Consider the following 23,243-nt stretch of genomic DNA (forward strand, 5'->3'; position numbering starts at 1 on the left):
TAGGTGTTGAAATACTCATTAACGCTATCGCTAGAGATAAGAAGAATTTGGCTAAAATACGAAGATTTAGTTTGAGTTTTTTAGGCTTGAAACTTGATGTATGGGATCCACTCCCTCCTTTGCCAATCTAGACTTAGGAGAACGAGAAAATACGAGGATTCCAATATGCTGACCAATAATGTTATCGCTATCGACCTAGCCAAAAATGTTCTTCAAGCTTGCCATATTAGTACTCATGGCGAACTGCTTTCAAACAAGCCTTTAAGCCGACAAAAGATGAAAGAGTTTCTAGCAAAGGCCAAACCATCCATTGTCGCCATGGAAGGTTGCTGTGGTTGTCATTATTGGGGCCAATTAGCCGAAAAGTTTGGCCACGAAGTAAGGATCATTAACCCTAAGAAAGTAAAAGGGTATTTAGAGGGCCATAAAACTGACCATAATGATGCTCTTGCCATTGCTAATGCGGCAATTCAAATTGGAATAAAATACAGTCGGCCAAAATCACTAGAGCAACAATCTATGTATTCATTAGAAAGTAGTCGCCGATTTCTTTCACGCAGTGTGGTCTCTCTAGGACAGCATATTCGAGGGACAATTTTAGGCTATGGTATTGCAAACCCCAAAGGTGAAAAAGGTCTAAAAGCCTCAGTTCAAACGGTGCTGGATGGGGAAACATCAATGCCTGAAAATGTTGTTTCCGTAATGTCTATGCTGTGGGAACAATACAAACAGCTCAAAGCGAAGTTAATTGCATTCGAAAAAGAAAAGAACGCCTTAACTCGTCAAATTGAACCATGCCAACGATTAATGGAAATCGAAGGTGTTGGAGAAACAACGGCTGCGATGCTCTATACAATTCTTGGTGACGGTAAGCAGTTTAAAAATGGTAGGCAAGCTTCAGCTTTCATTGGTCTCACACCTAAACAGCATAGCTCTGGAGGTAAAGTCTTCATGATTGGAATAGATAAGTGCGGTGGAGTGAAAGAGCTGCGTTCCCTTCTTTACCTTGGTGCAATGTCTTATGTAGGCCGGCTGCCCGAAAAACCAAAAACACAAAAAGATGCTTGGTTACACCAAATAATAGAGAGGATTGGTTTTAAGAAAGCCTGTATTGCTCTGGCAAACAAAGTTGTTCGGACTGCATGGGCCATGCTTAGGTATGAAACAGAATACAAACCCATTTTACTGACGGCTTGAAACAAAAAATAATTCCTAGTTTTACAAAATGATGAAGCATAAAAGGTAAGACCAACCTACTGAAAACCTGGCCATTCTGTAATGCTTTTAAAGCTGTTAACTCGATGAGGACGGTAGGTGCGCAAACATCAAAGGCTAGAAGGTAGCGCCTTCAACAAGAAGCCGAATATACGTACGCATCTTAACTTTTATTGAAATTGTCACTTTGTAAAAACGTGGATCCCATATACGTAATGGGGCAAAAACGTTTCACAAACTTGATAGCCAAGACTGTGCTTTCAATCCCATCATCTTCGGCGAGTAGTGCAAATGAACAAGGGAGCAGAGTTGAAGTCTGTTTGAGCGTAGCGAGTTACTTCAACTCCCTTGTGAATGCGCAACGGAGGGCCTAAGAAGATGCAGGGCGAGTTTTCTTTTTGCTTCGTTTTTCTTTGCTCGTCAAAGAAAAATGACGTCGCCGCAGGCGAAAGCTTTTGCTCTATAGCTAACACATAAAAGGGGCATTTTCGAGTTAGGATTTTTGCTCTAATGACAGCATTTCAGATTACGAAAAGTGTGAAAAAGCTCTAAACCTGTGGCCAGTTTTACATGACCACTACAAAATAAGGCTATTTATCATTATATTTGTTTTGGAGGGAGTAGATCTCTTGAAAACCTTCATTTGTAACAATATTTTTAATAAAATTTACTGATTCAAATTTTACATTACCTTTCTGTAATTGATATAAGAATCAATAAAATACAAAAATGCAAGGATCAAAGTAACCTAATTTAGAGCCTTGAACAAATAGGAAATAAAATGAAATTTATTATTGGGTTATTTATAATTTATTTAGTTTATAGATTATTCAAAGGTAAGGGAAATAGTCGTCCTTCAGCACAAAATCCGCTCAAAAAAAGAACTCCCCAGCCTTTTACTGAAAAATCAAAAGTCCGAGAAAGTAGCACGTCATCGCCCAGTATTGCTGTAGGATCTTCCAACATTAGTGTATCCAATACGTCTAATCATGCTGATTTAGACGATGATGATGATTTTGCTACTTTTACTATTCATACAAGCTTTGGCCGAGAGCCAGAAAAAACAACGAACAAGCAAAAAGGTCGATGGATAAGTGAAGATGAACAACTTTCTATAAATGGAAGGCAGTTAACGAAAGGCTTTTTCTACTCTGGTGGAGTAATGAATTCACTAGATGGGTACGGTATAGAGCCGTCCCTAGTGGATGATAAACGCCCGGCTTTAAGTCCTTCGGTAGATTCAGAAATATACACGGATGAATCCTTAGGGTACTGGCCAACTTACGCATCCTTATCAAAAGGCTGTAGAGGCGCTTACCTAGATTGGCTCGCCTCTGATCGCTCAAACCCCAATACGCCAATTGGTTATGTCTTCATCTATTTCTACGGATTTGAGAGAAGAGTCATCGAAAACAAATCCAATAATCAAATATCTGATGAAGAGTATATAGCAATATTTGATGAAGTGCTGCGTCTCAATAGCGTTTTCAACGCAAATCGTTCGTTCAGAGGATACTCCGCTAATTTCCTCGAACTAATAGCACTTCAAAGACCCGCCTTATTTGAAGATAGACTGTCAGATATACCAGAAACTAATAATGCATTGTCATTCAAAGTTAAACTTGCAACAACTATAGCCAATGGAAACCCTGTAACAGCTCCCTTAGCTTTAGAGTGGCTAAAAAATACATTCGAATATTCCCTAAAAACTCCCGCCCGTAGATGTCAAGAAGAGTTTAGCCAGCTTTTCCAAATTAGATTTTCTGACAAGTTTGGCGAAGGAATTTCCATAAAACCCAATAAAACTAAACTGCGCCTTTCATATCATGCAGCAAGTAATGGTGTGCATGGGGTTGATTTGGAGTTGGGTGACTTACCAGATCCAAGTATTCTCAAAGGCCCAGTTAAAAAGCTCATTCCTATTGCCGAACAATGTACAGAAGAGTTGAACAGCTATAGCCGTTACTTAGGAAAAGCAGATACTTCAAGGAGTGATATTGCAGCGTTAATGTTATTACCTAAAGAACTGGCAAACGAAGCAAATTCGCCAGTTATAGAAACATTTAAGTCTTGGGCAAATCAGATAATTAGTTCAAATGATGGACTAACCACAGTCAAGGATTTCTGGACTCATACAGGTACACCTCTCCCTAAGGCGTTTAACAAAAAAGAAAATGAACTAGTCGCTAACTTGGCAGCTAAGGCTGAAATAGGTATTGCGCCAGACCAACGTTTTCACCATGCAAAATTGAAAATCGATGACAACATTGTGCTCTTCTCACCGGGCCATGGAGAGTTTTTTGAGCCAAGCTCGGCATTTAACCAAGTAAGTTTAGCAATTAGGCTAGGGGCAATGGTCGCAACGATAGATGGTACTGTAGATCATCATGAGAAAATCGCCTTAGAAACGTTGATAAACCACGATGACAAACTCTCACTTTCTGAAAAGAACTCGTTAAATGCATATTTAACTTGGCGTCTAAATTCGCCTATAAATAATACCGGCTTGAAAGCTAGGATTGAAAAACTCGGCGTTCCACAGGTAGAATTCTTGAAAAAATTCATGCTTTCCATCGCTCTTGCTGATGGAAAAATCGATGCTTCTGAAATTAAGCAAATTGAAAAGTTATATACCTCGTTAGGCTTAAATAAATCACTCGTTACAAGTGACATTCATGCGTTTGCCTCCAGTAAACAAGCTATCTCAGCCACATCTAAAGACGCTTCAATTGATAAAAGAACCTTTCAGTTGGATGAAGGTATTCTGGCTATGCATGAAAGTGACACCAACGATGCGAAGAGTATGCTGGAGAATATATTTGCCGTTGATGAAGAAGCTGAACTGGAAATGAGCTCCACCGCTGATGTCAATGAAGAAGGCTTAGATAGCCCTTACAAAGAACTTTTTGAAACTTTGATAGCTAAAGAGTCGTGGCCACGTAAAGAAGTTCATGAACTGTGCGGTAAACTAAGCATAATGGTTGATGGCGCATTAGAAATTATTAATGACTGGGCTTATGACAAAGTCGATGCGCCAGTTCTAGATGACGATGGTGATATCTATGTCGATCTAGAAATCGTTGAAGAATTGAAAGGATAAATAATGGTTGCAAAAAGAATACGAGCTAAAGAAAGGGATGCAATTATCCAATCTCTGAAGTCAGGTGTTACTCCTAAGATTGGAATCCAGCATATCCAAGTAGGTCGAGTAAATGAATTAAAAGCTCTGATCCAAGACATTGATCGTATCTCAGATGGAGGTTCAGCTTTCAGGCTCATTATCGGCGATTATGGTTCTGGTAAAACATTCTTTTTAAGTGTTGTACGCGCTATTGCTCTAGAGAATAAGCTTGTCACCGTCAATGCAGACTTATCTCCTGATAGACGTATTCATGCATCGGCTGGTCAAGCTAGAAACCTTTACTCTGAACTAATGCGTAACATGGCTACACGCAACAAACCTGATGGTAATGCTTTAACCAGTGTAGTTGAAAAGTTCATCACAGCAGCAATGAAAGAAGCTGATACTTCAGGAAAAAGTATAAATTCAATTATCCATGAAAAATTAGCATCACTTTCTGAACTCGTTGGCGGTTATGATTTTGCTAAAGTTATTGAGGCTTATTGGATAGGTCATGAGAAAGAAGATGAGATATTAAAAGCTAATGCAATAAAATGGTTACGAGCAGAGTATTCGACTAAAACCGATGCCCGAAATGACCTAGGAGTTCGAACAATTATTTCGGATACATCTTTTTATGATGCGCTGAAATTAATGAGTTTATTTGTCAGACAAGCTGGCTACCAAGGGCTTTTAGTTAACTTAGACGAGATGGTAAATCTGTATAAGTTGAACAACACCACAGCGAGAACGTCTAACTATGAACAAATACTCCGAATTCTAAACGATTGCTTGCAAGGAAGCGCTGAGCATTTGGGCTTCCTTCTCGGCGGAACCCCTGAGTTTCTGCTAGATCCACGTAAAGGCTTGTATAGCTATGAAGCACTGCAATCTAGATTGGCAGATAACAGCTTTGCTAAACAAGCGGGCGTGATTGATTATTCGTCACCGGCCCTTCACCTCGCTAGCCTAACCCCTGAAGAACTATATATTTTGCTTAAAAACTTGCGTCACGTTTATGCTGAAGGTGACGAAGCAAAGTACTTGGTTCCAGACGAATCTCTAAAAGCGTTCTTACAGCATTGCAGCCAAACTATAGGGGATTCGTATTTTAGAACGCCACGTAACACCATTAAAGCATTTTTAGACATGCTTGCGGTAATCGACCAAAACCCGCAAATTGCATGGCATAATCTAATCTCATCAGTAGCAATTAATGAAGATAAGCCTTCCGATGTTGCACTCGAAACAGAGGACAATGAAGACGGATTTGCTGACTTCAAACTATGATTGATGAACATGAAAAATTAGACCATCGGATTCAGCGCTGGATATTCAAACAAGGCTGGACTGGCTTACGAGAAATACAATGCCTTGCTATTGAACCTATATTGTCTGAAAAGACAGATGTGCTGATCAGCGCTTCAACCGCAGCTGGAAAGACAGAGGCATTTTTCTTGCCTGCGCTCAGCGCTATCGCACCACAAGAAACGGGTGTAGGGATCCTTTACGTTAGCCCTCTAAAAGCCCTTATAAATGACCAAGATAGGCGCTTAGAAAGTCTGTCTGACCTGTTAGAAATACCGGTTACTCCCTGGCATGGTGATAGCTCACAGGGCCGAAAGAAGAAATTAAAAGCATCGCCGTCTGGTGTCGTGTTAATAACACCTGAGTCATTGGAGTCATTACTCATCAGAGACTCAGGCTGGATCAAAGCTGCATTCTCTAATTTGAAATATATCGTTATTGACGAGTTTCATGCCTTTATTGGTTCTGAGCGCGGTCATCACTTACTCTCTTTACTTCATAGACTTGAACACCTTCTCGAAAGACTAGAAACACCAATCCCGAGAGTAGCTTTGAGTGCTACGCTTGGTGAGTTAGAGAAAGTACCTCTAACACTTCGCCCTAATAGCTCTTTACCTTGCAAGATCATAAAAGATACACATTCGACTTCCAACCTGAAGGTTCAGGTAAAAGGGTATGTAAACCCTGCTAACTTAGAAGCTGAGTCTTCCAATGATGCCGAATATACGATCTGCCAAGATTTATTTAAATTTTGTCGAGGCGGAAGTCACCTTGTGTTTGCAAATAGTAGGAGCCGAACAGAAAGCATTGCGGCTACATTATCTGACTTCTGTGAAGAAAAAATTGTGCCGAATGAATTTTTTCCTCACCATGGTTCGCTATCTAAAGATCTTCGAGAAAGCTTAGAAAAGCGATTGCAACAGGAGCATTATCCTACCACAGCGATTTGCACAATGACTCTTGAACTAGGCATTGATATCGGCAAGGTAAACTCAGTAATTCAAGTAACCCCCCCCCACTCTATTTCAAGTTTACGTCAAAGAATGGGACGCTCAGGAAGACGCGGTGGAGCCTCAATATTGCGAATGCTCATCGCTGAAGCTGAATTGACAAAGGACTCTAGCGTCATCGACAAGCTGAGACTGGAGGTTATTCAGTCTCTGGCCATGATCAGACTTCTTATCGGCAGTAAATGGTATGAACCAGCTGATACATCACTTTATCACTTCTCAACACTCCTTCATCAAGTACTTGCGGTTACTGCACAATGGGGAGGAATTAGAGCAGAGCAATTATTTAGTTTGCTCTGTAAAGATGGCCCTTTTCAAAACGTTAATGTTGAAAACTTCAAAGCACTACTTATCCACATGGGTAAAACAGAACTAATAACTCAGTTAGGAAGTGGTGAATTGGTGCTTGGCCTTTTGGGAGAGAAGCTGACAAGCCATTACTCGTTCTATGCTGTTTTTAAAACACCTGAAGAGTTCCGGATTGTATGTGGAACCAAATCACTCGGAACGCTGCCTGTAGATTCATTGGTATTAGAAGGGCAGCATATTGTTTTCGGTGGAAAACGTTGGAAAGTAAACGACATAGATAGCGAAAAGAAAGTCATTTATGTGGAGCATGCAAAAGGTGGCAAGCCGCCTAAATTTGGTGGTGCTGGCTTGAACATACATGATGTTGTTCGGCAAGAGATGTTCCAAATATTAAAAGACGGTGACTACAGAATTTCTGTGGGAGATAGGAAAGTCGACTTCGCTGATTCAGCTGCACGAGAACTGTTTGGTGAGAGCGTACGATATTTCGAAGATGCAAAGCTCTCTAGAGAACCACTGCTCCAGGTTGGCAATACTACTTATATATTCCCATGGCTTGGCGACAAAGTGGTAAATACAATTGTCGCCTTGTTAATCCAACATGGGTTTGAAGCAGGCGCATATGCAGGAGTCATAGAAGTAGAAAAAGCGTCATTAGAAAGTGTTCGCTCGATATTGCTCAAACTTGCGTCAACAGAACTCCCAACAGAAACAGAACTAGCACAACAAGTACAGGAAAAACGTATCGAGAAGTTCGATGAGTTCTTGCCGGAAAGTATTCTATCCGTAGGGTATGGAGCAAAAGCGTTTGACATCCAAACAACGGAGAAATGGTTGTTAAGAAAAAACTAGCCTAAATTGGAATGTTCAGACCTGTTACGAGTAACCTCTCTAAGTAACTTTGGGGCAAAAGTAAGCTTGTTCCGTTCGGTTCATGGCTGTACCTGTACACTAACAACTGAGTACCTCAGGTATCTCTGCTTTTTCATTGAACTGCTATCTGCCGTCTGGGCAGAAGCAATAGCATCAATCTGAACTCAGCGTAATTGCAAAGCAGCCCACCGAGGACATACGATAAGTCTAGGTGCTTTTCCCTCCCATATTTTTTGGTGATAAAACACTCGGCACTGCACACAGAATGCGCTCCCTCTTCAATTTGAATGACAAACATTCTGTAGCTGTTTACAAAGCCATAGGCATTGCCTGTGGCTTTGTCGTATCTGGGACTAAAAACAATTATGCAGCGACCTGCTGCTTAATTAGGAAATGAGTGCGAAACAGGTTGTTTCGTAATTTGGCAACAAGCTGTTGCCAAATTTATCGCATGAGTGGGATTAGTTTTTGGGACGGGTTACACATTAGCCCATTTTATCAAGCACTAGCTGGCTCTAAAAAGGTTTGGGGCAAAGGTGAGTTAGGTCACTAACGCAGAATGGTTCATTTAAAGTAAAAAATGATCAAACTATATTGTAAACGATCAAACTTTAATGTTATGAATCCCTAAATGTGTAACACCCATTATAACGCTTAATATCTAAGATTATGTGGGTGAACTGAAAGAAAGCGTGGTTCTTATAGGAACTGTGTTTTCTTTGCTGATTAGGAACGGATAGAGGCGATATTGGAAAACTCATTTCTGCCCCAAAGTTTGTTACGTTTCTAAATACGTTACAGATACTAAGCTAGTTTTGATGTACAAAAAGTAATGCGTGGCAAAACGCAAGACTTGTCCCATTGCTTTTTCACGCACTATTTGACCCCGCCCCAAAATTACCACTTACATAGCCAATCACGTTAGTAGCCTTTCAATCAACATGTGACTGACATCAAGCGTAGCTTTGTATGTTATGTGATAAATTTCATAAAATTCTTTGGGTTGTTGAAAATTAATGCGCTTGTACGAACACGGTTCAGAATGGAGACGATGGGATCTTCATGTACACACTCCCGATTCAGTATTAGAGACACAATTTAAAGGTGATTGGGATGGTTACATTGCAGCCATCGAGCAATCTGACTCTGGTGTTGCTGTAATTGGTATAACAGATTATTGCTCTATATCTGGTTATGAAAAGGTTGTTGAGTACCGCCTAAATGGGCGAATGAAAAACATCGAGACAGTTATCCCAAATATAGAGTTTAGGATTACCCCTAATACCGAAAAAAATAAAGGGATAAACATCCACATTCTCGTTAATCCCGATTCCACACATCATATAACAGAAATTAAAAATGCTCTCAGTCGTTTGGTAATTGATCATCAAGGTCAAAACTATGCCTGTTCTGAAGACCAGCTAATGAGCTACGGACGGGCATTGTATCCAAAGACAGCCCACTGCAATAGAACTTCATTAAGAGAAGGTATAAATAACTTCAAACCGTCTTACGATGTACTCAAGAAATGGTACACCGGGGAAAAGTGGTTAAAAGAAAACTCCATAGTTGTTGCGGCTAATGGCTCTAAAGATGGGATATCAGGTCTTAAAGACGGTGGTTTTACTGGCGTAAAAAAAGACATCTACCAGTTTATCGACATGGTGTTTTCAGCTACACCAAGCGACATCAATTATTTTACTGGTCAAGGAAGTAAGAGCAGAGAAGATATTGTAGGAGAGCTTGGTCGTCTAGTTCCTTGTGTTCATGGTTCAGATGCACATGCTATCGGCAAGCTGTTTGAACCAGACCATAAGAGATATTGCTGGATTAAAGCAGACCCTACATTCAATGGTCTAAAGCAGGTTGTCTTTGAACCTGACCGAGCATTCATTGATGAACTTTCTCCTGAAACTAAAGCTGAATATCAAACAATCAAACGGGTGAAATACATTGATAATTCAGGTACGAATATGTTTTCGAAAAAGTGGATACCACTCAACAAAGACCTAAACACAATCATTGGTGGTAAGTCTTCCGGTAAATCTATGCTTCTGTACCATATAGCGAAGACTATAAACCCTAACGAAGTAGCAACCAGAGTAGAGCTATCAAAGTCATCTACCTACGGCGATATACCTAATTTAGATTTCGAGGTTGAATGGTCAAATAATGAAGTGTCTAAGCTATCTGATGCTGACGACCAAGCAAAGGCGATCACCTATATACCTCAACTTTACATCAACCAATTGGCTGACATAGATGGTCGAGAAGATTTAAACGAGTTGGTATCTAAAACTCTTCTTCAAGATGAGCAATACAAAGACTTCGTTAATGCCCTTGAGAATAAAGTTCGTACAGTCAACTCATCTATTAATGACAAAATTGATACTCGATTCCTACTGATTAGTGAGTACCAAAAGCTACTCAATGAACTTAATGAAATTGGTAACGATAAGTCTGTTAAAAATGAAATTGCAGCACTTGAAGTAAGAGCAAAGGAGATTCGAGACAAATCTAAATGGACAGAAGAACAAGAGAAGCATTACGCCTACCTAGTTCATAAAAGACAGTGCGTTATCAGGGCAAAAGATAGGCTCACGTATATTCAATCTGGCTTACGAAAATTCATAGAGAGTATTGATAATCGACAAGAACAATGGATTGACACGTTTCGAGGTCAGCTACAACAAGACTCAGGGCTAATTGCACAATCAACGGTTCTCAAAGGCTTACTAGATTCGATGCAACAAGACTTGGCAGCAGGCTTTACTTCAACCAAGGACAAGGCGAATCGAAAACTAGACTCGATCCCCGATAGATTGACAGCATTAAGCGACAAGCTTGAGGGGATAGAGCAAGAACTGAAACCTCTTGCAGAAAGCGTGAAAGACAAAGCTGCCCTTGAACAACTGAATAAGCAACTCAAGGTTGAGCGAGAGAAACTTGCAAAAATCAATGTCAAACTAAAAGAGCTTGAGGCAATTACCAAGAAAGGTGAAGAATGTATCAAGGAACTAAATGAGCAGTTCAGTTCGTTGATAAATCTATACAAATCTCACTGTACCAAAGTCAGTGAGCACCAAATGGATGACGACATAAAGATTGAGGCAAAGGTTGTTGTCGATGCTAGCAAGTTTGATTCGTTTGTTAGTTGCTACCACAAGTCTGGGGCAATTCGTACGGTAGTCGATGATGTTCAGGATGAAAATGGTGACTACCATTTTGATATTGATACTCACGCTGCGTTTGTAGAGAAGACCGCCAATACAATCAGGGGCAGTCAATCCCCCACCTTGCGCAAGAACCAGAGCCTTAATGATGCTTACAAGCTCCTATACGCTGACTACTTCGGTATCGATTTCCTTGTTACCTATAAGAACGACAGCATTGTACATATGTCACCGGGCAAACGTGGCTTGGTCTTACTCAGTTTGATGCTTGAGCTTAGTAACTCAACGCACCCAATATTGATTGACCAGCCAGAGGATAACTTGGACAACAGAACGATTTACTCAGAACTAAAAGACTTCGTTCGTAAGTGTAAGAGTAATCGACAGATTATCATGGTGACACACAACGCAAACCTAGTGGTTGCAGCAGATGCAGAGTGTGTTGTTGTTGCAGACCAACGAGGGCAGTCAGGCACAGCAAGCACACACCAATTTGAATATCTTGGCGGCAGCTTAGAGCATAGCTTGAAGTCTGATAACAGCTACGACTACCAATCACTTGATGAGCTAGGCATTCGACAGCATGTTTGTCATATCCTTGAGGGAGGCATTAGTGCCTTCAAAGAACGGGAGCAGAAATATAATCTTCTTTGATTCGAAGGCGCTCCTGTTCACCTTCGAGTCAGCAACCACAGGATTGGTTTTGATATTTGCCACAAACAAAAATTGAGAACTTAATGATCAACTATATAAAGCAAAAGCGGAAGAGAATGGCAAAGGTACAAAGGCGTACTTATGCGGTTATACCTCAAAGTAAAAGAACGGCTATCTATAAGCATCTTAAGGCTAACCTCTGTTCCGATAAGATTTTATCCCACCTTGATGATGGATTTGAGAAGAGCCTTTTTTTGGCGTCTCTAAGAAACCTGTCTGATCACGGTAACCCGCTGAGGCTAAACAACTTTGCATACTGTATGCGGGAAGTCATAGGGTTAATACTTAGCAAGTACTCCAGTGACGAAGATATCAAAAGATGCCGTTGGTTTGTCCAAGATCCAAATACAGATGTAACTAGGGCTCAACGAGTTGTATATGCAATATGTGGAGGAATGTCTCCCGAATATGTTCGAGATACTATATTGGAGGAAGAAGAAGAGGAGGATGACCTATTAGCCGAAACCTTAAAAAGCTTCAGTAAAAAGTTTAACGCTCTAAGTAAGTACACTCATGTTAGGTCTGATAAATATTTTAATGCGAGTGAGAAAGACTGTGAAGAACAGTCAAAGAATATCTTAGTTCTGACCAGTGATATCTTGACTCTTATTGAAGATTGTAGACGCGAGATACTTTGGAAGATAGAAGAACACCTGAATGATGCGGTAATCAACGCCTCAATAGAAAGAACAATGGAAGGCTTAGACATATTGTCCTCACACGGAATGGTCAACTACATTGAGTTAGAAGACTACTCAGTTGAAAAAATTACTAGCCAATCAATTGAGATAAACGGCGGCGGCACTGCATATTGTACTCTAGAGTGGGGTTCCAGATCTGATTGGAGAAATGGTGATGGGTCTTCTTTAGATACTGACTTTCCCTTCTACTTCAAAGCATTCGCTTCCATTGCCAACTTTGAAGATGTTGATATACCAGAAAATCACATAGATATTGATAACCGATCTTGGTACGAGTAGCTGTTTTATTAGACTAATACTAATTACTATCAAATATTCTTATTATTGACTAATGCCCTGTTGAGTTACAGCTCATTTTTGTAGTGGTCACATACTTGGTGGTTTAGCTATACATAAACTAATCCGTATTTTTCTAATTCAGCAAAATCACAGACACGTTTCTGTCCCAGGGCGGGAGCATACTTTGATGGATTTATAACCCAAAGAAGACTCGTGCCCGATAATCGTCGCTCCATCCCGCTTTCTTCAACTTCACTTTGTGACTTGGCGCTCCACAATCGCATTGTTTGAGCATGTTCATCACAAAACGTCTAAATAGAGCTATGTTTTCCACCGCTCCGTCTAAAGTAATGCGAGAGTTATCCTCTTTAAAAACAACATCTAATACGTAATGCTGGCTGTTTTCAATTCGCCAATGCTGACGAATATAGTGGCCTAACAATTTGTGATTCGGTGACATTGAGCTTATGTAATACGAGGTATCTACAGTGCCTTTCCCATTTATCACGCGGTGGCGTTCCACTGCTATGATGCTTCTTACCGTTGGCCATTTCTTTGCTAACTCTTCGGGCAACTTGGCCTTTAGTTGAAAGACGTATCGCTCTTCGCTACGACCATGGTGTTTTTCTTTAATTTCAGTGACGACCTTCTCTTTACCAGCATCAAAGACGGCTTGAAACTGCTCAACAACAGCCGCTCTCAACTTTGGTTGGTTGTTTTTTACTTGAACGACAACATGAGCCTTCTTTTCTGCGATTTTCTCTAGTGTATCGCGCTGACAATGTAGAGCATCAACGGTGACAACACTGCCTTTTACGTTAATAACATCAAGCATTTGGCGCACAACGCTAATCTCGCCGTTCTTGTTCGCTGTCGGTTTCTGACTCAGAACGAGACCTCGTTCAGTATCATAGGCTGTAACCAATTGTAATGCTGTTTTCTTGTTATTTCGGTACGAGCCACGCAGTACTTTTCCGTCAAATGCGATGATGGCTCTGTTTTGACTCGTTCGCTGCTCGTTAATCCACAGAGCTAATGCCTCAAGCAAAGACTCCGCGACAACAGAACGCAAAATGCGTGCTATCGTGTGTCGTCGTGGGATCCCGTGTTCAAATGGTCTATATTTCCTCAGCCAACCCAACTTCTCTTCTCCATAATATTCAATGTCTTGCCAGCCTTCACATCCTGATGCGATAGCACTGATAACAAGGAAAATCACGTCAATAAGGTCATGCTTTTGATTGATGTCAGATCGAGTATCCTCGACGACTGATAAATGTTCAATTATGTTCAAAATAACTATGTATCTTAGGGTTTAGAGGTATTAGATCATATCTGTTAACAAAGTGCGATCCCGCCCTGGTTTCTGTCCAGAGGCGTTTCAGCGAATGTCGTAACTCGCCTTTTGCACCAAAGTAAGTTTAGTGTATTCATTTAATGATGGCAGGAGTGGGAGGCATTTTTCTGTCTGATAGCTGGAATGGAGGGTTTTGTTTCTTATTGCCTCATTAAGTCCAGTATTTGGCAACTTCTCCAAATCAGCATAACTGCGTACATATACAGTTATCATTCAACTTCCTAAATTGCCGTCGGTTACCATAGCCGTAAACGACAGTTGTAGGCACAGATAAATTTGAAACTAGTATTTAATTTCATGTATATCAGCTATTTATAGTTTCTGGAAAAACTATCGATGGGAATCGATAAATGTTCCCGCTCAATTTTGCGCGACGCTAGAGCGGATAAAATGTGTATCAAGTGAATTTTGTTTACATCAATAGCTTACGTTGATAACTTTAATGATTATGAATTTTAGGCAGGGATTTATCTGAGAGTCTGGATAAGAAGTTGTTATAACTCAATCGGAAGTCGAAATGGATTTGAAAAGACAATATGAGCAGTTGATGCGGACCAAGTTGAAGTTACTTGGTTGTAATAAGCAGTTTACTGATGAGCAGCTTAAAAAAAAGATAGGAGAGATAATTCCATTACCTCAAATATCCAGAATTATGAGCTGTCACTTCTATCCAATCTATTTTATTCCATTGTTCATCGCCTTTTTGTTCAAAAACCTAGGCAAGTAGTTAAGTATCAAGGTTTTGATGAGAAAGGAAATTCGACAGGTATAGCCAATCTAGAAAGAAAAATCACCAACGGTGATTCTTTAATTCCACACTTGAGTAAGTTAATTTTCGATGCTGATCAAGCCAGAAATAATGATCCAATGCTAAATGAGTGGTCTATTTATCATTTTCATATCCCACCAAGTGATGGTATTGGATCATTTGTGATTAGAAGCAATGATTTGCTTTTCGCAATCTTAACAGAAGATCACTTTATATTTTTAGATATTCAGCCTCATAGTGATAAAACAGGCACCTATGAACCCTGGGTTGATGTTGGGATTATCGAAAAGATTGAAGAACATTACCCTGAATTACTAGAGCAGTATTATGTTGGGGATGGAAGGACTCCGCTTACACCTGAGCAACGAAAGAACTTAAGATCTAGAAATGCCAATACCAACATTATTACAACTAATGGCAAAGAGTATCGTATTCCTGGTTGCGGAACTGTTGCAGCCGGACTTCCAGTAAATGCAATCATTAAGGGTGATATGGCTAGAAAATTTATAGAAAGCCTTTCTGGAGACTCTTCTTTGAAGCTTGCTTTCGATGCAGATTTCAATTTAGTGATAGAGAGTTAATTGTTATAAAAAGGCGCTGCTACGGAACATTTACTCGCTGGAGCTCCCAAATTTCCGCAGAGTGCGGCGTTAAATGTAAAGGATAGTATGAGTAATAAAGCCAAAAACCCATGGTAATCCTCCCATTATTAACCGCATTTATTCGTAGAATTCATGCTGCCATTTTTAGTGGTGGGAACCCTCCATTTGCAAGGTGTGGTCGTTGATGATTGTAGAACCATAACCATTGGGTCGCCCGATCTTGAACATCTTCAAGTGTGTCAAACAAATACTTACTCACTAAGCCAAACCTCATAGTACGGTTGAACCTTTCTATATACGCGTTTTGTTGTGGGTTTCCTGGCTGAATATAATCGATTCGAATGTCGTGGTTGTTGGCCCATTTAATAAACGCATGGCTAATGAACTCAGGACCATTGTCGCAGCGGATCGCAACAGGTTTGGTTCGTTGTTCGATGAGCTGCTCTAAGATCCGAGTGACTCGTACTGTGGGCATTGAAAAATCAGGTTCTGACGCCAGACCTTCACGTTTGTAATCATCTATCACATTGAATAAACGGTACTTCCGGCCATCAGATAGCTGATCATGCATAAAGTCCACGGACCAAACTTGGTTTGTTTTAATCGGCTCTTTAAGAGGCTCTGGCGTATGGCGATTCAGGCGTCGTTTTGGCCTAATACGTAAGTTTAGAGCCAATTCGCAGTAGATCCGATAAACCCGCTTATGGTTCCATGTATACCCTTTAACGTTCCGCAAATGGTGAAAACACAGGCCAAAGCCCCAGTCAGAGCAGTCTTCACTGTTGCACAGCGTTACTAACTCCTGAGCTATCAACTCATTCTCAGGTTGAAGCTTCGATTTATAGCGATAGCAGGTCTCGCTGATCCCAAACCAATAGCATGCACTTTTAATGCTGATGTGATAGTTCGCCACCGAACGCTGAGCCATCAATCGACGCTCACAGGGCTTCACCACTTTTTTGCCATCGCCTCTGAGATCACCTCTGCTTTAAGGCGTTCTTCCGCATACATCTTTTTAAGCCGTCGATTTTCATCTTCGAGTTCTTTCATCCGCGCCATAAGGGATGCGTCCATACCGCCGTATTTCGAACGCCACTTGTAAAAGGTTGCGTTGCTCATTCCATGCTCACGACAGAGCTCAGGAACAGGTGTACCAGCCTCAGCCTGCTTGAGAATAGATAAGATCTGACTGTCCGTGTAACGTGACTTTTTCATGTTGAATCTCCTGTATTTACTATACGAGAAAATTCTACTTTTGCATGGGATTAATTTTCGGGGGGATTACCCCATATACTGAAAATGAAAATAGACTTGCTGATGTAATTGCAGCAATACAGGTTATGAGTACCTATAAGTTCTATAAGTTAGATTTCTCTGGGTGGGCAGATCGAATATCTGGTGATTCATCTCAAGGAGCATATTGGCAAGCAATCTTTGAGCAGCACCCCGAATTTTTCAGGCTTGATCAGGGAAGAGCGAAAGCCTCTCTTGTTTGGAGACGAAATTACCAGAAATTATACAACGTAGATACTGAAGAGAAGATTTCAAGAGAAGACTATAGCTCCCTTAGCGATGAAAAGAAGCAGCGCATATCAAGAAACCCACTAAGCAATTCTGATATATCGACGCTAGTAACTACAGCTATCAATTTACACTCAGGAGAAATTGATCATAAAAGAGATTCTAGGTGGTGGATAAGTGGTTTTATTGGTTTAGCTGGCGTTGTTGTTGGCGCAGTTGTTAAAGCCATGGCAGAGTAATACATTTAACAAGGCGCTAATTCTGATTCGTGAACGCGTGCCCATTTAGCTTCGCTAAAATTATGGCAGACCCTGTAAATAATTCTGTGTAACTGCTTTGGGTTACAAGTAATCAGTAAGTCGGTCTTCAAACATAATCATAAAGCGATTGAGAGCCTGTCGCCAGTTTCTTATTGGCATCGACCAGCGTTTCGGTTTCTGCTTTACCACCAGTCACTTGCATAACATTGCGAACTGAAAGTTTAGAACCTTGGGTTAGCATTGCTGTTGCTACCTTTGATCTCTGCTCAAAATTCACGCCTGAGTATTCTGCCATTGTTCAAAACTCCAAATAAAAAACTTAACAGCATAAATTGTAACCCAAAGGGTGACGGGTAACGAGTAACAATAATTTCCATTATAAATCATAAATAATACCTGTTCGGTGGTTAGTTCTAATGGATAACTGAAAAGCTTATTAGACATTATCACACACCATGATTCACAAGGAATAGCCGACTGGAAAGACTGGCTAGTTCGGAATTGTATCTTTGAACACGAAGTTGCGTTCATACAACGGCCTTTTATTAATATAGATGTACGCAAGGTTATCAATTACGCACATCAGCTTAATTTACTAGCACCGCTAGCATGTGATTAACCCCACAAACTTGCCGAGCATACCATTTGGTATATGGCTAGACATTTACGATTTAGAGGGTGATTAGGTGAGACCCTGCTGGTTATATTGCTGCTCAATAGCATATTTAATGACGGTCTGTTCGGTTGCTTCATCGACTCTATTTTTAAGGTTAGGCGTTCGCCGAGTCCTGTTGATGAGGGCATCTAAGCCACCTTCCTCTGCAAGCTCTTGGTAGCGATAAAACGTATCCCTAGATACGCCCATGACTTTACAAGCTTTAGACACATAGCCAAGTTCTTCGGCAAGATTGAGTAAACCAGCTTTGTGTTTGATGATCGGGTTGTTAGTATGCAACATAGAGAGTTACCTTCCTTTTTGGATATTTTGATTAAAGATTCAACACCTTTATCAAAACGGGTAACTCTCTACTTTTCAAGAAGTAGTGTCAGATCTAGTCGGAACTAATACACTTCAGGGCATGTTGGAACAACGTCATCTTTTTGTCATTAGGCTTTTTCGATGTCAAAGTTTATCTCCGCAATATTTGCAATGGACTTGGCGAGCTGAGCGACATGTTGAAAAGGAATAGCTATGCTTTCATTACTGGGGTGCTTAAATGTCTGTGTGCTAAATGGCTTATTGGCTGTTATCGATTGTGAACTTTTTCTATTAAGCCAAGTGCCGGAGTTTTCTGCACATCGCTCAAATAAGACTTCAAGCTCGGTTGAGCTCAGTTGTTCGTTCTTCTCGGTTCGTATGAATAATAAGGCAATATCGTCAAGCTCAACCCATCCGGTTTGGCATTTTGATTTAGTGACTCTACGTTCGGTTTCAATGACATAAAAACAATTACTCTCTGTAAATAACTGCACAGTCAATGCTCGCCTGATTTTCGGCACAAGGGTGTCGTTTCCTTTGATGTAATTGGTATACCGCCACTTCCTTCGGCGCCCCGAGGTGGTGAATGTTTCGGGAAAGTACGAGTAGCTTGTGTTCCCATTTCCAAGAGACTCATTTACCGGAATATAACGAACACTCTTAACATGATGACTCTGGCTGAGTTTTCGAATTGCCAACTGAAATAGCTTCAAACGACATATTTGATGGTCAAAAACATGTGTGGGGCTATCTTTTGAAGTACTGTCGTTATCTTTGAAACCAATCGGTACTCCTTCGCCACTTCCTGTACCATCACCTGCATTCCCAGAATTCACTTCGTGGGACTTTACGTGGGGAGGTTGATTAGAGGCCACAGAAGTATCACGATAGATTTTTGTTACTGGTTTGGCATCTCTATCACACAGTCTAGTTCTTGCCCCGACAGTTAGCACTAGCTTATCCAAGTCGTTTCTAGGCTCATTTTTGGGCTCGAGAGATATTTCAGATTCAACTCTCGGTTTATTTTTGGTAGGTTTTGAAGCTGGAATATATTTGGTTTGATAACCTTTATCATGCTCTGTTTTACCGGGGTTATCTCGAACTAAGGACAGTTGGTTATAGGGGTACTTAGCACTACAACTGAGGATACCGAATACAATAAATGGGTCATCCTCGCTTCCAGTATCTTGCAGGTGTTTACCTTTTACCGTCATCTCAGTATGGTCAGAAAATGGAAACTTAGTCTTGGGAGTTAGAGGTTTATTATTGGATTTATTAATAGCGAGGTTTGCGCTAACCATTGTGTATGCATTTCTAGCACTTTTATCCCACGCTATTCTTGCCAGTTCTGGTGCTCCAAGATCATGTACCCATTTTTTTAGTTGGATCTTTCCGTTTCCTTCTTCTAAGGAGGATTTATTTGGATCGTATAACGTGTTTAATTGCAAACCGAACTGAAATAGTTGTCTAAAAACGAAAGAGCAACTTGAGAAGTATGCTTGAAGGATAACCCAGTGTGGAAAAATCAACCGCTTCCCGAAATTAAGACTGACAACCTCACAAAATGTATAGGGTGCTTTATTATGATATGGGTGGCGTTCAAAAGAAACGTAGTAGTCCCCACTTTTATCTTTGGAAGATGCAAGAATTGTTGAAGTATTTTGGGGAGTGATTATTGATGCATAGTTGTATTCTTCATACTTAGGCGACATAACCAGTTTGCCATGATGCCAGATATCCCCAATATAAAGGACCTTTAAGTATTCAATAGGCACGGACACTACGTGCGGGTTCCAATAGTCTGTAGAAGATTTGTAGTTTATGTTTGACTTCCAAGGTGAGTAGTAGAGCTTTGAAAGGTAGACCGTGACCAGTGGCTCACTGCGCCTTTGTCCTCGCCCATCAAAGTAAGACAGAGTTCCAAACCAATCAATACGCCAGTAATTATCATCATTGTTTGTTAGATCTAAAATTTTAAATTCAACCACGCGTTCAACTACCACCTTAGAGATGTTGCATCGTCGCAGCCACTTTATCAGCATTTGATTTATTACACACTAACGATGTGGGTTTTTAGTATTTTTATGTGATGAAACTGATTAACACCGACTAATTATTCTATCTATACTTCAAATCTAGTCGCTTTATTATTTAAGAATCAGGATCAGCCAAGGAAGGCAGAAATGTGTAACTTGAAGTCGATTATTAGCTTGCTATCTTTTGTATTGGTTTGTTTTCAAACATTGGGGCACTCTGGGGGGCTAGATGATAACGGTGGTCACTATAGTAGGCAGACGGCCACTTACCATTGTCATCAACCGAGTTGTGAAACGTCTAGCGATAATAGTTCTGAGATTTCAATTGTTTCATTTAATATTCAGTTCTTGGGGCACTTCAAACGCCGAGATAATAAGGCTTTAGCAGCGTTTCTTTCACCCTATGACATGGTCATTATCCAAGAGCTTGTTTCAGCCCCTTATGAAGGCCAATATCCAAACGATGAGCTTTATGGTTCAGATAAAGAGGCGGGAGAGTTTTTTGATGAAATGCTCGGACAAGGGTTTGAATACTGGCTGTCAGAGGAAGACACCGGTACAAATGATGTTATTCATACGCGGACTACGTCAACAGAATGGTTTGTAACTTTTTATCGTCCAGAGGTCGTCGAACCCGTCAAACACATTCCTCATGGTTATGTTGCTGAAGACCGCTCAAATCATGATGATTATGAAAGAGTACCTTATGCGTCAGCATATAGAACTATCGAGGGAGGTAATGACTTTGTACTTGTCTCTGTGCATCTAGAACAAGGAGGAAGCCGAAAAGACGCAAGCAGACGTAAACATGAGTTGAGCTCTGTCGCTAACTGGATAGAAGCGCGAACATCTGTTGAAACAGATTATTTTATCGTTGGTGACATGAACTTTGAGGATTGTGATGAGATTTCAAAGGCATTGCCTGACGGCTTTTCTGCACTAAATCAAGGCTCTGGATGTTTGGCAACAAATACTAATCTAAACGGCCCCAAACCCTATGACAATTTACTCTATCATGCTGGAGCTAAGGACTCTCTTGCAACTACTGAGTTAGAAGTAATTGATTTGATTGAAGCAATGAGAGTGTCTTGGTATGAAGATTTTTCTACACCTTATCCAGGTGATTCTCCATACAATCACGATGCATTTAGGCAACGGTACTCCGATCATCATCCGGTTTTGTTCAAAGTAGTAGTCTTCAGTGATACAGATTAGGCCGATTTTATATTGAGACTTAGTCAGAGAGTCTGAACAGCTCTCTCACTACTTGAATTGGTATACACCATGCTCTTTTTATATACTTTAATAGCTTAAAAAGGCTTCAATTTCACCATTTTCATTCGTTAGCTCCTATAAAGCTTTGGGTCTGCTTAATATGCGCTAAATCTCCTAGAAACGCTGCCCAGTCAATATTCCCTGAGCTGTCGAACATATCACTTCCTTCAGTTAATAGTAGTTCAGTTGTATGAATTAGTGTTTTATATCCGGAATACAGGTTTACTTCGATAGAAGCATTTTTCCCATATAGTTCTTCGATATATAGGTTCAAATGGTCAACCAAACCAATGTATGAAACACTTCTTACAACAGACCTATCACCGTCAATAGGATAATATGCTTGCCTCTCTAGATTCATCGGTTTTAAATACGAATGTATGCCTTTAAATAAAAAGCCAATTTTGATATCTATCTTTGCTTTCTCACCTGGCTTTAATAGGACTGGATCGTTATCTTCAGGTTTATAGGATAATGCTGGTCCCTGTGCCCCTTTTCTATCCAGTTTCCCGTTGGTCCCATTTAAAGACACGTCTGCAGAGGTGATAAGCACCGTTTCTGTGTTTAAGTTCATTACTTCAAGACTTAGAAAAGCTAGAGGCTCATCATTATAAAACCCCCACCAAGGTTTCATATATGCTTTGGTGATAAGCAGTTCAGCTACTTTTTTTTTTCTTGATGGGATTCAATACACTTTAAGTACATTTCCATAAGTTTCACTTTGTCTGCGCTATCCATTCCTTCCTGGTTGATGACCAAACCTTTTGAAGAGGTTGTAGCTTTTCCGCCAATGCTACCCATGTGTTCTTTATAATTAGCCTCTAAGAAAGCACTTTGCTCCTTGGAAAAATGACTAGAGCAGAGAGCAATGGCATTTTCGGTTTCCGGTGTTAACTTTGCATCATGTTTAGATGTTGAGGTACTACATCCTAGAACTGTAAAAACCAATAATAGATATATTTTTCTCATTTAGAATACCCTTTCCTAATTTATATGACGTATACATTGACTAATTATTTTATTCTTATCAACCGTTTCACCATCAATGAGGTCGTAATGGCTAAATCGCTGAATTGGCGTGGTCTACCACGCTTGCCTTGCTTACTTTGCTTCCACTCGGCTATCGCTTCCTCATCAACCCCAAAGGTCAGTGAACCACGATTTATTAAGGCTTTATTGTACAGCTTCTAGTTGGTTGTTTTGTAACGAGGTTTAGGTATTAGGCTACGACGATTAATGGGTGTAGCCAGATCAGCTCATAGCTTTTTGATTTAGTCCATCGATTTAAGCAACAAAGCTTCGTTAACACAGAAAGGGGCAAAAGTAAGCTTGTTCCGTTCGGTTCATAGCTGCACACTGACGCTGAGTGCCTCGGGTATCTCTGCTTTTTCATTGAGCTGCTATTTGCTGTTTGACCAGAAGTAATAGCATCAATCTGAACTCGGCGTAATCGCAAAGCAGCCCACCGAGGACATACGATAAGCCTAGGTGCTTTTCCCTCCCATATTTTTTTGTGATAAAACACCCGGCACTACACACAGAATGCGTTCCCTCTTCAATTTGAATGACAAACATTCTGTAGCTGTTTACAAAGCCATAGGCATTGCCTGTGACTTTGTCGTATCTGGGACTAAATACAATTATGCAGCGACCTGCTGCATAATTAGGAAATGAGTGCGAAACAAGCTGTTTCGCATTTTTGCAAGAGCCTCTTGCAAAACTGGGGACTAGAATTTGTCCA

15 protein-coding genes and 2 pseudogenes are annotated in these 23,243 nt (G+C 40.5%); 9 read left to right on the top strand and 8 right to left on the bottom strand.

Annotated elements, in window-relative coordinates; genetic code table 11:
• Positions 1–165: 165 nt before the first annotated feature.
• From ACRRS0_RS02200 to ACRRS0_RS02225, 6 genes are all read left to right on the top strand, one after another.
• Positions 166–1,197, top strand: a complete 1,032-nt coding sequence (locus ACRRS0_RS02200) for an IS110 family transposase (RefSeq protein ID WP_432454835.1) — start codon at positions 166–168, stop codon at positions 1,195–1,197.
• A gap of 799 nt (positions 1,198–1,996) precedes the next feature.
• Positions 1,997–4,315, top strand: a complete 2,319-nt coding sequence (locus ACRRS0_RS02205; RefSeq protein ID WP_432454834.1) for a TerB N-terminal domain-containing protein — start codon at positions 1,997–1,999, stop codon at positions 4,313–4,315.
• 3 nt (positions 4,316–4,318) lie between these two features.
• On the top strand, positions 4,319–5,626 hold the full coding sequence (locus ACRRS0_RS02210) for an ATP-binding protein (protein ID WP_432454833.1): 1,308 nt from the start codon (positions 4,319–4,321) through the stop codon (positions 5,624–5,626).
• A complete protein-coding gene (locus ACRRS0_RS02215; protein ID WP_432454832.1) occupies positions 5,623–7,815 on the top strand; it encodes a DEAD/DEAH box helicase in 2,193 nt (730 codons plus the stop codon). The genes ACRRS0_RS02210 and ACRRS0_RS02215 overlap by 4 nt, the downstream gene beginning before the upstream one ends.
• Before the next feature lie 1,037 nt (positions 7,816–8,852).
• On the top strand, positions 8,853–11,663 hold the full coding sequence (locus ACRRS0_RS02220; RefSeq protein ID WP_432454831.1) for a TrlF family AAA-like ATPase: 2,811 nt from the start codon (positions 8,853–8,855) through the stop codon (positions 11,661–11,663).
• Between the two features lie 116 nt (positions 11,664–11,779).
• On the top strand, positions 11,780–12,703 hold the full coding sequence (locus ACRRS0_RS02225) for a hypothetical protein (protein WP_432454830.1): 924 nt from the start codon (positions 11,780–11,782) through the stop codon (positions 12,701–12,703).
• 193 nt (positions 12,704–12,896) lie between these two features.
• Here the strand turns inward: ACRRS0_RS02225 and ACRRS0_RS02230 are convergent, their stop codons facing one another.
• A complete protein-coding gene (locus ACRRS0_RS02230) occupies positions 12,897–13,997 on the bottom strand; it encodes an ISAs1 family transposase (RefSeq protein WP_432452595.1) in 1,101 nt (366 codons plus the stop codon).
• A gap of 882 nt (positions 13,998–14,879) precedes the next feature.
• On the opposite strand from ACRRS0_RS02230, the gene ACRRS0_RS02235 reads away from it, so the two are divergent.
• Positions 14,880–15,410 (top strand): hypothetical protein, encoded by a 531-nt coding sequence (locus ACRRS0_RS02235; RefSeq protein WP_432454829.1) that lies wholly within the window; start codon positions 14,880–14,882, stop codon positions 15,408–15,410.
• A gap of 151 nt (positions 15,411–15,561) precedes the next feature.
• On the opposite strand, the gene ACRRS0_RS02240 is transcribed toward ACRRS0_RS02235, so the two are convergent.
• A protein-coding gene (locus ACRRS0_RS02240; RefSeq protein WP_432454828.1) for an IS3 family transposase occupies positions 15,562–16,646 on the bottom strand; the annotation gives its coding sequence in 2 pieces (ribosomal slippage) (positions 15,562–16,385 and positions 16,385–16,646; 1,086 coding nt in all).
• A gap of 44 nt (positions 16,647–16,690) precedes the next feature.
• Between ACRRS0_RS02240 and ACRRS0_RS02245 the strand changes: the two genes are divergently transcribed.
• Positions 16,691–17,191, top strand: a complete 501-nt coding sequence (locus tag ACRRS0_RS02245) for an N-carbamoyl-L-amino acid amidohydrolase (RefSeq protein WP_432454827.1) — start codon at positions 16,691–16,693, stop codon at positions 17,189–17,191.
• Between the two features lie 127 nt (positions 17,192–17,318).
• On the opposite strand, the gene ACRRS0_RS02250 is transcribed toward ACRRS0_RS02245, so the two are convergent.
• From ACRRS0_RS02250 to ACRRS0_RS02260, 3 genes and pseudogenes are all read right to left on the bottom strand, one after another.
• Complete coding sequence (locus tag ACRRS0_RS02250; protein ID WP_432454826.1) at positions 17,319–17,507, bottom strand: hypothetical protein; 189 nt, start codon at positions 17,505–17,507, stop codon at positions 17,319–17,321.
• A gap of 417 nt (positions 17,508–17,924) precedes the next feature.
• Positions 17,925–18,170: pseudogene (locus tag ACRRS0_RS02255) on the bottom strand (helix-turn-helix domain-containing protein); the annotation flags it as partial.
• Between the two features lie 149 nt (positions 18,171–18,319).
• Positions 18,320–20,179, bottom strand: a complete 1,860-nt coding sequence (locus ACRRS0_RS02260; RefSeq protein WP_432454825.1) for a hypothetical protein — start codon at positions 20,177–20,179, stop codon at positions 18,320–18,322.
• A 195-nt stretch (positions 20,180–20,374) separates the two neighbouring features.
• Here ACRRS0_RS02260 and ACRRS0_RS02265 point away from each other — a divergent pair, with 195 nt between their 5' ends.
• Complete coding sequence (locus ACRRS0_RS02265) at positions 20,375–21,442, top strand: hypothetical protein (RefSeq protein WP_432454824.1); 1,068 nt, start codon at positions 20,375–20,377, stop codon at positions 21,440–21,442.
• A gap of 121 nt (positions 21,443–21,563) precedes the next feature.
• Here the strand turns inward: ACRRS0_RS02265 and ACRRS0_RS02270 are convergent, their stop codons facing one another.
• From ACRRS0_RS02270 to ACRRS0_RS02280, 3 genes and pseudogenes are all read right to left on the bottom strand, one after another.
• The gene (locus ACRRS0_RS02270; protein WP_432454823.1) at positions 21,564–22,136 is read right to left on the bottom strand and encodes a hypothetical protein; all 573 of its coding nucleotides are present in this window, start codon (positions 22,134–22,136) and stop codon (positions 21,564–21,566) included.
• A gap of 26 nt (positions 22,137–22,162) precedes the next feature.
• Positions 22,163–22,471 (bottom strand): hypothetical protein, encoded by a 309-nt coding sequence (locus tag ACRRS0_RS02275; protein WP_432454822.1) that lies wholly within the window; start codon positions 22,469–22,471, stop codon positions 22,163–22,165.
• Positions 22,472–22,530: 59 nt separating this feature from the next.
• Positions 22,531–22,686 (bottom strand): annotated as a pseudogene (locus ACRRS0_RS02280) (transposase); the annotation flags it as partial.
• Positions 22,687–23,243 lie beyond the last annotated feature (557 nt).

This window comes from Agarivorans sp. QJM3NY_29, from assembly GCF_050870835.2.
GTDB lineage: Bacteria > Pseudomonadota > Gammaproteobacteria > Enterobacterales > Celerinatantimonadaceae > Agarivorans.